Source organism: Flavobacterium sp. AJR (genome assembly GCF_002156885.1).
In the GTDB taxonomy this organism is placed as follows: Bacteria; Bacteroidota; Bacteroidia; order Flavobacteriales; family Flavobacteriaceae; genus Flavobacterium.
Map to the genome: position 1 here is coordinate 1 of NZ_NCWQ01000124.1, position 8,348 is coordinate 8,348.

Here is an 8,348-nt window from a genome sequence, read left to right on the forward strand (position 1 = left end):
TGGAGATCCTACTAAATTAGAAACATTTAATACATGAAACCAAGTTCCTTACAGCCTTGGTTTGAAACTTTGACAAAGGTAGCTGCGCATGATAATTCGGTTTTAAACTTTTTAAAGTTCTTAAAAACTACAAAACCTCTAATCTAGCCCCGATAGAAGTGAAAATACTTTTGTGCCGGGGTTCGGCACAAAAGATTGTAACGAATAGCGGGACTTTAGGCCTTGAAAGCCCTTAAATTTGATGCTTCTGAACAATTGGCTGATAATCATTTGGAATTGTTTTGCTATTACAAATAAATGTATTAATTTTGCAGACCTTTTGGCAGAGAAGAGTTTCCATTAGGTATCAACTATTTATGTAAAACAACTTCTGTTTTTTCTATCGCTTTATGAAACTCAAGAAAAGCAGAATACAAATTTTTTATCAGCATGTCTGAACAATTAAAATCACAAGAAGAGTTTTTAGCAAATTTTAACTGGCATAACTTCGAAGAAGGTATCGATGCAGTAGATGAGAAAAACTTACAAGAATTCGAAGACTTAGTATCAAAAACTTTCATCGCTACAGATCAAGAAGAAGTAGTAGAAGGTGTAGTTGTTAGAATTACAGATAGAGACGTTATCGTTGATATCAACGCAAAATCGGAAGGTGTTATTTCTTTAAACGAATTCCGTTACAACCCAAACTTAAAAGTTGGTGATAAAGTAGAAGTATTAATCGACATCCGTGAGGATAAAACAGGTCAATTAGTATTATCTCACAGAAAAGCTCGTACTATTAAATCATGGGATAGAGTTATTGCTGCAAACGAAACAGGTGAAATCGTTAATGGTTTTGTAAAATGCAGAACTAAAGGTGGTATGATCGTTGACGTTTTCGGTATTGAAGCTTTCTTACCTGGATCTCAAATTGACGTTAAGCCAATTAGAGACTACGATGTATATGTAAACAAAATGATGGAATTCAAAGTGGTAAAAATTAACCACGAATTCAAAAACGTTGTTGTATCTCATAAAGCGCTTATCGAAGCTGATATCGAAGTACAGAAAAAAGAAATCATCGGTCAATTACAAAAAGGACAAGTATTAGAAGGTGTTGTTAAAAACATTACTTCTTATGGTGTGTTCATTGACTTAGGTGGTGTTGACGGATTAATTCACATTACTGACCTTTCTTGGAGTAGAATCAACCACCCAAGTGAAGTTCTTGAATTAGACCAAAAATTAAACGTTGTAATCCTTGATTTCGATGATGAGAAAACAAGAATTCAATTAGGATTGAAACAATTAAACGCTCACCCATGGGATGCTTTAGATGCTAATTTAACTATTGGTGATAAAGTAAAAGGTAAAGTAGTTGTAATCGCTGATTACGGTGCATTTATCGAAGTTGCTGAAGGTGTTGAAGGTTTAATCCACGTTTCTGAAATGTCATGGTCTACTCATTTACGTTCTGCACAAGATTTCGTAAAAGTTGGAGATGTTGTTGAAGCTGTTATCTTAACTTTAGATAGAGATGACCGTAAAATGTCATTAGGTATCAAACAATTGACTCAAGATCCATGGACTGATATTACTTCTAAATACCCAGTAGGTTCTAAACATACAGGTATCGTTAGAAACTTTACAAACTTTGGTATTTTCGTAGAATTAGAAGAAGGAATTGATGGATTAATCTACATTTCTGACCTTTCTTGGACTAAGAAAATCAAACACCCATCTGAATTTGTAAATGTTGGTGAGAAACTTGATGTAGTTGTATTAGAATTAGATGTTGAAGGACGTAAATTATCTTTAGGTCACAAACAAACTACTGCTAATCCTTGGGATCAATACGAAGATTCTTTCGCTGTAGGAACTATCCACAATGGTGAAATTTCTGAAATCGTTGATAAAGGAGCTACTGTAGAATTCGGAGATGATATCGTTGCTTTCATTCCTACTCGTCACCTTGAAAAAGAAGACGGAAAGAAATTGAAAAAAGGTGATACTGCTGATTTCAAAGTAATCGAATTTAACAAAGAATTCAAAAGAGTAGTTGCTTCTCACACTGCTATCTTCCGTGAAGAAGAAGAGAAAAACGTGAAAGCTGCAACTGAAAATACTTCATCTAACTCATCTACAAATGCACCAGCTGCAACTTTAGGAGATAACAATGATGTATTAGCTGCATTGAAAGCTAAAATGGAAAAAACTGAGAAAAAATAATTCTTAAGTTTATCTAAATATAGAAAGTCCCACAGCAATGTGGGACTTTTTTTTGTGCTTTATATTTTTGTTTCAGGTTTTAAGTTTTTCTTTGTTTCAAGTTTTAGATTGTCACACTGAGCGTCCCGAGGCTTCGAAAGAAGCGCATTTCTATTGAAAATTAATACTGTAAGTTTAAACGAAGTCGAGAGCATTAAATAATTGGAATTTGGAGTTTTTAAATTCGGAATTTGAATTTTCAGGAGCTATTTCCTGCTATCCACTATATCTTTTTATTTTTAAAGAAAAAATAAAAAGGATGTCGTTACTATCAGGGCTATAAGAATCATTTTCATTAGAATATCATTACTTAAATAATAACGTGGATTACAACGAAGGATTCTTGGTATTTAAATGGCGATGTGGTTTGTTTGGTTTATTTTAACAAAAAAAGTTGTGTTATTGTCTTAAAAAGTTATTTTTGTTCAAAAATAACTATATGAAAAAAATCTACTTTTTAATTCTGGCTTTATGCTTTTTTAATGGTTTGAGTGCACAGGTTATTAATTTTTCTGATGCAGTTTTAAAAAATATTTTGATTTCTACAAATTGTGTCGACACTGATAATGATGGTATAGCCGATAGTGATGTTGATACAAATAATGATAATGAGATTGATTATGATGAAGCTAGAGTAGTTAATGATTTATATTTGGATGGAAATATTAGCTCTTTAGAAGGTTTTAATTCTAATATTTTTTCAGGATTGAAAAACTTGAGTATTAAAAATACTTCTTTAACTAAAATAAGTCTTTCCTATTTTGGTTCATTAAAGATTTTAAAAATAAATAATAATTCACAATTAAAATCTTTGCTTTTAACTTATCTGACTTCTTTATCAACTCTTGATTGTTCTAATAATCAATTGAATTTTATAAAAAGAGATAATACCAATAATATCGCTAACGTTAATTGTAGTTATAATAATTTGACTACACTATATTTTTCAGATATAAACGCATTAACTAATTTAAACTGCTCAAATAATAACATTTCAACTTTATTTTTAAATCGTCTATATAACGTTTTTAGTTCTCTAGAGTTTAATAATAATTTAAATTTAAACTCTATTTGTGCATATCAAAGTGATATTTCATTAATTCAAAATAAATTAGCAGAATATGGAATTGCTAATGTTGCAGTAGTAAATTCTTGTGCTTTACCTCCATGTGTGGAAGGAACCATATGTTTTGATGATGAAAATTTTAAAAATTCTATTTTAAATAATACAACTATTGATTTAAATTTTGATGGTGAAATTCAATTTTCTGAAGCATTACAAGTAACTACAATGAGTATAGCTCAAAATGTTAAGTCAATTAATACAATTAAGTATTTTACCAACTTAAAAAGTTTAACTATTGATAACACTCAAATTGGAGGAACAATAGATTTAACCAGTTTGGTTAATTTAGAAGATTTGACTGTACAATGGAACAGTATTTTTTCAACATTAAAAATTGATGATTTAACTAACTTAAAGACTTTAAATATTAATAATAATCATAATTTGGTCGGTTTGTATGCAAATGGACTTACAAATCTTAGCAATGTTAGATGTAATATTAATCAATACTTGTCTGTTTTTCAAATGAAAAACGCCCCTAGTTTATTAACTATTGATTGCTCAAACAATGCTATTACATCTTTAGATTTATTAAACGGTACAAACATAAAATCTATTAAATGCAGTAATAATAATATAACTTATTTAAACACTGGTTCTACAACAAATTTAATTGATTTAAATTTTTCCGGAAATAAAATTACCTCTTTTGTTTTTTTACCATTTGTAAATTTGCAAACGCTTAATTTTTCTGCAAATCCAATATCAATTTTTGATTTAACTGGGTTAAATAAGTTGCAAAAACTTGAATGTCAAAGTGGAAAGTTTTCAAAAATAGATGTTTCCTATTTACCTAATCTAAAAGAATTAAATTGTGGATATAATAATATTTTAACTGATATTTTTATTAAAAATAATAATCCTGATCAGGATTTGATAAAATTAGACATAAGTGGAAATTTAAATCTTAAACATATTTGTGCAGATATTATAGATTTTAATGTTATTCAAAAAAGCATAGATTTAAGTGGTTTAAATAATGTCTTATTAGATTCTAGTTGTAGCTGCGTAGGTGCTTGTAGTGATGCAATTATTAATTTTACAGATCCAATTTTTAAAGCAAAATTATTATCTGCAACTAATCAAAATTATGTGGCAAGGAATTTATATGGTTCTTATTTTAAAATTGATGCTAATAATGATAAAGAAATACAATTAAGCGAAGCGTTTAATGTTTATTCTTTGACTTTAAATGAAAGTAATATTTCTTCTTTACTTGGAATTGAATATTTTGTAAATCTTGGAGTATTAGATTGTTATATTAATAAAATTAAATTGCTTAACGTTAGTAATTTGTCAAAATTAACTTCCATTCAATGTCAGATTAATGGCTTAACTTCATTAAATATAAGTGGGTTAACAAAAATTCAACGACTTATTTGTTCTACAAATAGTTTAACATCTTTGGATCTTAGCAATTTAACCGAATTAACGCATCTTGACTGTTCAGCAAACCAATTGTCATCATTAATGATAAAAAATGGAATAGATGAAGACCGACTTTATTTTACTCAAAATCCCAATTTAAAATACATTTGTGCTGACGAATCTCAAATTCCAGCTATACAATCACAACTATTATCAGCAAATATTAAGGATTGTAATGTTAATTCGTATTGTACATTTAAACCAGGAGGTAAGTTTTATGCAATTAAAGGAAATAATAGATTAGATTTAGATAATAATGGATGTGATAATGAAGATATTAAATTTCAAAATATGAAAGTTAACATTGCAAATGAAGTTATAACAAACAGTTCCGCATCTGATGAAAATGGCGATTACAATTATTATGTTAAATCGGGGTCTTATAATGTTACTCCAATACTAGAAAACCCAGCGTATTTTAAAGTTTATCCAACAACTACTAAAGTTACTTTTCCAACAGAATCCAGTCCATTTACTCAAGATTTTTGTATTACTGCAAACGGTGTTCATCCAGATTTAGAAGTTGTTTTATTACCATTAGAACCCGCAAGACCAGGTTTTAATGCTGTATATAAAATTGTCTATAAAAATAAAGGAAATACTATACAATCTGGTTCGGTAAGTTTAAATTTTGAGGATGCTGTTTTAGATTTCGTTATTGCAAAACCTACACCGGTGACTCATTCCTTTAATAATTTATCTTGGAATTTTGTTAATTTATTGCCATTTGAAACTCGCGAAATTAAATTCACGCTAAATGTAAATTCTCCAATAGAAAAACCAGCATTAAATATTGATGATATATTAAAATTTAAAACAACAATAGCAGGTGCTGTAACAGACGAAACTACAATTGATAATATATTTGCTTTTAATCAAACAGTTGTAGGATCGTTCGATCCAAATGATAAAACGTGTTTAGAAGGTTCAGTTATTACACCAAGTCTAATAGGTGAGTATGTACATTATATGATTCGTTTTGAAAATACAGGAACCTATGCTGCGCAAAACATCGTTGTAAAAGATATGATTGATTTATCTAAATTTGATATTTCAACTTTAATTACAACGAGTTCAAGTCATTCTTTTGAAACAAAAATTACTGAAGGAAATAAAGTAGAATTCATTTTTGAGAATATCAATCTTCCTTTTGATGACGCTAATAATGATGGTTATGTTGCTTTCAAAATTAAAACAAAACCAACATTAGTAGTTGGGGATACATTTACAAACGAGGCAAATATTTATTTCGATTATAATTTTCCAATACTAACTAATAAAGCAACTTCTACATTTCAAACAACATTAGGGACTCAGGATTTTGAGTTTTTAAATTATTTTACAGTATTTCCTAATCCTGCAAATGAGGTTTTAAATATAACTAATGCAAAGGATATCGAAATACAATCGATTGCTGTTTATGATGTTTTAGGGCAATTGGTTATTGCTATTCCAAATGCAAAGTCAGTTTCTACAATAGATGTTTCGAAACTTAGAACAGGTAATTACTTTATAAGAATAAAATCGGATAAAGGAAATTCAAGTACTAAGTTTATTAAAAAGTAATTCTTATTTTTCCATAATATAGAAAGTCCCACAGTTATGTGGGACTTTTTTTTATGTTTAATTTTATTGCTCTGATTAAGTTGTAGAGTTTGGAAGTTTGTCTATATAGTAACGTGGATAATATGGATTTGCTAAGGCAAAGTCGTAGAGTATAACGGATTTTGTTTTATCCGTAAACTTGTCTTTCTGAGGAACGAAGAATAACCGTTTGCTATATTAAGTTTTAGTTGACTGCCAACAATTCTGATTCCTCAGGTGTAAAATCATTTACAATTGCATAAGTTTCAATTTTAGCAATTGCCATTTCGTCCAAAATGTCCACTAAATTCTTATAATTGGATTTTTTACTTGGTTTTATAATTACAATTGGACCAATTTTAGGTTTTCCAATTGCTGCTGAATATTCCAAAATAGTTTTATTTCTATTAAAAAGTTCTTGACGGATTCCGTTCTTTCCATAATTTAGTTCTTTTGGACCAGTTATCGGAGTATATAAAAGACCAGAATAACTAATAATTCTGTCATTGTCATCTAGTAAAATGGTTATAATACGGCTCATATCTGCACCACAGCTGATAACGCGGTGCTCTTCTTCATTGAAATCTTTCTCGGGTAAACTTAAACTCATAATTTTCGGTTTACCCAATTCAGTTGTAACCATAAAAAATACAATCAATAAAAAAGAAACGCTTACCATGGCAGTTAAATCTACACGTGCTTTTAGTTTTTTGCTTCTTACTTTCTTGTCTTTTTTATAGATTTCCATGATTGTGAGGTTTTAAATGATTTAAAAGTAAATCTGAGTTAGTTTAGATATTTGTGTTATTTGGTTGTCATAAATATAATAATTTTTGAATATTATAGAGAAATAAGTTGATTTGTTTTTTATGTATTGCTATTTCAAAACAAGATATAAATATAAAAGGCCCACATTCCTGTGGGACTTTTATATTTAATTTTCATCACATTGAGCAGAGTGAAGAGTTAGAGAACTTATCTAAAATAGTAACGCGGATTAAACGGATTTGCTAAAGCAAAAACGCTGATAGAACGGATTTTTTTAAACAATGAAATAAAATCCGTTTTTATCTATGTCTTCGCCTAAGCGAATCCGTTTAATCTGCGTACCTTTTTCAAGACAAACCAAGCTTTTGAACCTTTGTTACTTAGAATTTAAGAACCTTAGATTCTCTTTTTCTTAAAGTAAACTTACAGACAAAGTAATATTCGTTTTCAATAACTTTGATATCGGACAAATTTCTTTGGCTTTTAAAGCAGTTTTAGAAAACTCATCTTCGGTGATATTTGGAACTTTTCCTTTTAGATCCAAATTAATCTGAGTTATTGTGCCGTCTTCAAACGTAACAGTGGCTTCTGTATGCAAATCTTCGGGAATATAACCAGCTTCTGATAATAAGAAGCTTAATTGCATTGTAAAGCAGCCAGAATGAGCTGCAGCAATCAATTCTTCGGGATTGGTACCTACACCGTTTTCAAAACGTGTCTTGAATGATAGTTGTGCATTATCTAGAGTGGTGCTTTGTGTACTAATAGTTCCTTTTCCTTCCATTCCGGTACCTTTCCAGTTGGCATGTGCTTTTCTAGTAAATTTCATCTTTTTTGAATTTAATGGGTTTATTAATAATTATGACAACTCAATTAATTGAATTTTATATATTGTTTTGAATTTTAAATGATTGTATTCTCAAATATAATCAAATTTTGGTTGTAGAGACGCACCGCAGTGCGTCTTTTAGATGTTGTTAAGAAAAAAAACACGGTGAAGACGCATTACAGAGATACATTGCGAAGACACACTGCGGATCGTCCCTATTATTTCACAATCATTTTTTTGACAATTCCATCAGATGTTTTTACAAAATAAATCCCTGTAGAGAACTGTGATGTATTGATGGTTTGTGCATTTTTGGTAGTTAAAACATTTTTACCGTTTACATCAAATACCTGAACATCGGCAGTT

The 8,348-nt window shown here is 29.5% G+C and carries 5 protein-coding genes; 2 read left to right on the forward strand and 3 right to left on the reverse strand.

Features of this window, described 5'->3' with window-relative positions; genetic code table 11:
* Positions 1–429 precede the first annotated feature (429 nt).
* Together rpsA and B8T70_RS21960 are read left to right on the forward strand one after the other, a co-directional pair.
* Positions 430–2,208 carry a 30S ribosomal protein S1 gene (rpsA, locus tag B8T70_RS21955; RefSeq protein ID WP_039114576.1) on the forward strand — a complete coding sequence of 593 codons (1,779 nt, stop codon included), beginning with the start codon at positions 430–432 and terminating at the stop codon, positions 2,206–2,208.
* A gap of 478 nt (positions 2,209–2,686) precedes the next feature.
* Entirely contained in the window at positions 2,687–6,367 is a 3,681-nt protein-coding gene (locus B8T70_RS21960) for a T9SS type A sorting domain-containing protein (RefSeq protein ID WP_242667542.1), read from the forward strand.
* 223 nt (positions 6,368–6,590) lie between these two features.
* Here B8T70_RS21960 and B8T70_RS21965 read toward each other — a convergent pair whose 3' ends face one another.
* The 3 genes from B8T70_RS21965 to B8T70_RS24465 form a co-directional block, all read right to left on the reverse strand.
* Positions 6,591–7,133 (reverse strand): biopolymer transporter ExbD, encoded by a 543-nt coding sequence (locus B8T70_RS21965; RefSeq protein ID WP_086896233.1) that lies wholly within the window; start codon positions 7,131–7,133, stop codon positions 6,591–6,593.
* Positions 7,134–7,565: 432 nt separating this feature from the next.
* A complete protein-coding gene (locus B8T70_RS21970; RefSeq protein ID WP_086896234.1) occupies positions 7,566–7,982 on the reverse strand; it encodes an OsmC family protein in 417 nt (138 codons plus the stop codon).
* Positions 7,983–8,200: 218 nt separating this feature from the next.
* On the reverse strand, positions 8,201–8,348 hold a 148-nt coding region (locus tag B8T70_RS24465), incomplete at its 5' end, for a T9SS type A sorting domain-containing protein (protein WP_133059419.1).

Bases quoted from the DNA above. Each gene is read 5' to 3' on its own strand.
- B8T70_RS21970 (WP_086896234.1), bottom strand. From the start codon at position 7,982: ATGAAATTTACTAGAAAAGCACATGCCAACTGGAAAGGTACCGGAATG.
- rpsA (WP_039114576.1), top strand. From the start codon at position 430: ATGTCTGAACAATTAAAATCACAAGAAGAGTTTTTAGCAAATTTTAAC.
- B8T70_RS21960 (WP_242667542.1), top strand. From the start codon at position 2,687: ATGAAAAAAATCTACTTTTTAATTCTGGCTTTATGCTTTTTTAATGGT.
- B8T70_RS21965 (WP_086896233.1), bottom strand. From the start codon at position 7,133: ATGGAAATCTATAAAAAAGACAAGAAAGTAAGAAGCAAAAAACTAAAA.